Here is a 3241-nt window from a genome sequence, read left to right on the forward strand (position 1 = left end):
CCTCCTCGACATGGCGCGTGTTGGAATAGTTCTCGACCACGGTGCGGAAGCGCTTGACGGCAGCGATATATTCGCGGCGCTCGAGATAATAGCGGCCGATCTGCATTTCCTTGCCGGCCAGCTGATCGTTGGCGAAGCGCATCTTTTCCTTGGCGTCGTCGACATATTCCGATGTCGGCCAGCGCGTCACCAGGTCCTGCATCGTCTGAAGGGTCTGGCGCGCTTCCTTCTGGTCCTGCGTCACGTCCTTGATCTGGCGGTAATAGCTCAAGCCGATGATGTATTGCGCATAAGCGGCGTCATCGGTCGACGGATAGAGCGTGAGATAGCGCTTGGCCGAGCCGATCGCCTCGTCATAATTGCCCTGGCGGTAGTCGGCGAAAGCGCCCATCACCATGGATTTGCGGGCCCACTCCGAATAGGGGTGCTGGCGGTCGACGGCGTCGAACTTGCGGCTTGCCTCCTGCAGGCGGCCGGCATTGAGGTTGGCGAGGCCCTGATTGTAGAGAACATCGGCCGGTTCGGTCTGGTCGACATAGGTCGACAGGTCGATATCTTTCTCCGACGACATGCAGGCCGACAGAAAGAGCGATGGAACAACCACCGAAAGCGCCAGGAAAACAGCCCTCTGCGGCGCTTTCAATTGACCAACTCGCTTGAAAAACATGATTGGATTCCGCCCTTTCGGCGTTATTTTAATGCCCGTCGCATGCCGTTGTCCCAAAACTGGTCCCCACTTCTAGGCGACATGCACTAATCGACGGCAGCAGCCATAAACCATAACCGCCTTGCCGGGCAACGCTATCGCCGGCCAATCGCGCATTTTTGTGGCGACAAGCGGGCGGCCCGACACCCATGTAATTTCGCCAGCAGGTGGTGCATTCATGCAACACCTCTGCCTGCCATGAAATCCGAAAAAAGTTAAGAGAATCAGATCATCCAGGGCGCGTAGAGCGGCGCGTTGACGGCGTTCATCTCGGCGCTGCGACCGCGCTCGCGGCGCGTCGTCTCGACGATCTCGAACGCAGTCCGATCCGACAGCAGGCGGCGCAGGGCCGCAGCGTTCATCCTGTGGCCCCCGCGATAGGAGCGGAAGCAGCCGATGAAGCGGGCACCGGCCAGCGCCAGGTCGCCCATGGCGTCCAGCGTCTTGTGGCGCACGAATTCGTTGGGATAGCGCAGGCCGCCCATGTTGATGACGCGGTTGTCGTCACCGATCACCAGCGAGTTCTCCAGCGAGGAGCCGAGCGCATAGCCGGCGGCCCACAGCCGCTCGACATCCTTCATGAAGCCGAAGGTGCGCGCGCGCGCGATGTCGCGGCGGAAGATATCGGCATTGAGGTCGGATGCGAACAGCTGACGGCCGATTGCCGGGCTTTCGAAGTCGATCTCGATCTCGAAACGGGTGCCGTCATAGGGCCTGAACTCCGCCCAGGAGGCGCCGTTCTCGATGCGGACCGGCTTGATGACCCTGATATAGCGGCGCTTGACCGAGAGCGTCTCGATGCCCGCCTGATCGATGGCTCCGACGAACGCCATGGCGCTGCCGTCGAAGATCGGAACCTCGGAACCATCGATCTCGATGGCGACATTGTCGATGCCGAGCCCGAACAGCGCCGCCATGATGTGCTCGACCGTGGCGATGTGTTCGCCCGCGGGATCACCAAGCATAGTGCACAGGTCGGTAGCGCCGACTTCCGAGACCAGGGCGCGGAACTCGCGGCCCTGCTCTGCACCGTTGAAAAGCTGGAAAACGATACCGGTGTCGGCATCCGCCGGCAAAAAGCTGATGGAAACTTCCTTGCCGCTGTGGACGCCGGTGCCAGTAAGCGACGCGCGCGTCTTCAATGTCGTCTGATAGTCGTGCAAGACAATCCCCATAAGCCCGTAATGCCTAGGTCCGCTTCTCCAGCCCGAGGGCGCGGCTCTTGTGTGAATCGGCAAGCAGGGCGACTTCCCCCGAAATCCCGGCAAACCGACGATGGTAGGCAGCGAAGATAATGTCCCGTCAGGGAGACTCCAAATCACGGTTTCTTACTCTGTGTAACCGCAAACTGGAATGGGCACGATTTGGTAAGTGATTGAAATCACATCATTTAAAACGTTAACAGGCAAGCGATTCCTCGCTTGCCTGTTAACAAATGTTACAGTCCGTTTACCAATCAGTTGGCCTGGCGGCGCAAGAACGCCGGAATCTCCAGCTGATCGTCTTCCTGAGTCGACCTGACCTGCGGTGTCAGGCGGCCCTGGTCGTCAAGCTGACCACGGCGCGGTGCGTAGAGCTGCGCGTCCTGGCTGGCGAGACGGCGCACTTCGGGCGCTGCCTGGCGCAGCTTGGGCTCGCGCGGCTGCGCCGGCTGCAGCCGTGCAGGCTCTTCTTCGCGGCGGGTCAGGCCGTTGGTCAGGCGCTTCAGCAGGCCCATCGGTCCGCTGTTGTTCTCGTGGTCGACCGGGCGGCTCTTGGCATCCACCTCGGCCTTGACGACGGGCGGAAAGTCCTCGACGCGCGGCATCCGCTGCGGCGCCATGGCAACCGGCTGCGGGGCTTCGCGCAGCATCTCGCGCGGCTGCGGAGCCGGCTGCATCATCTGCTGGACCACCGGCTGCGGCATCGGCTGTGCTGGCGGCGCCTGGAAGATCTTGCTCTGCGGGCGGAAATCTTCAGCGTGAGCGACCAGAGCCGGGCGCGCCTGAGCCATGGCCGCGGCATTGGCTTCGGCCAGCTGGATGGCTTCGGCGACCGGGTCGGCCGCGCGTGGCTCGTATGCCGCCTGCTGGACCGGCGCCGGGCGGCTTTCCACCGCGGCAACGGCTGGGCGGCTGACCGGCTTCGGCGGCGCCGTGCGGATCGAGATCGGCGCAGCGGCGATTTCAGCCGCCGACTTGTCGATGCCGGTGGCAACCACCGAGACGCGGATGACGCCTTCGAGTTCCTCGTCGAAGGTGGCGCCCAGGATGATGTTGGCGTCCTGGTCGACTTCCTCGCGGATACGCGTTGCCGCTTCGTCGACTTCGAACAGCGTCAGGTCGCGGCCGCCGGTGATCGAGATCAGCAGGCCCTTGGCGCCCTTCATCGAGGTCTCGTCGAGCAACGGGTTGGCGATTGCCGCTTCGGCGGCGGCCATCGCGCGACCCTCGCCCGAAGCCTCGCCGGTGCCCATCATTGCCTTGCCCATCTCGCGCATGACGGAACGGACGTCGGCGAAGTCGAGATTGATCAGGCCTTCCTTGACCATCAGGT

The 3241-nt window shown here is 62.7% G+C and carries 2 protein-coding genes and 1 pseudogene; all 3 read right to left on the reverse strand.

Features of this window, described 5'->3' with window-relative positions; translation table 11 throughout:
• Positions 1-667 (reverse strand): outer membrane protein assembly factor BamD (locus EN935_RS28120; protein ID WP_164771392.1); only part of this gene is annotated, 667 nt, incomplete at its 3' end.
• Positions 668-930: 263 nt separating this feature from the next.
• Positions 931-1881 (reverse strand): UDP-3-O-acyl-N-acetylglucosamine deacetylase, encoded by a 951-nt coding sequence (gene lpxC, locus EN935_RS28125; RefSeq protein WP_127266040.1) that lies wholly within the window; start codon positions 1879-1881, stop codon positions 931-933.
• A gap of 281 nt (positions 1882-2162) precedes the next feature.
• Positions 2163-3241 (reverse strand): annotated as a pseudogene (locus EN935_RS28130) (cell division protein FtsZ); the annotation flags it as partial.

It is taken from the genome of Mesorhizobium sp. M7D.F.Ca.US.004.03.1.1, assembly GCF_003998635.1.
GTDB classification, from domain to species: domain Bacteria; phylum Pseudomonadota; class Alphaproteobacteria; order Rhizobiales; family Rhizobiaceae; genus Mesorhizobium; species Mesorhizobium loti.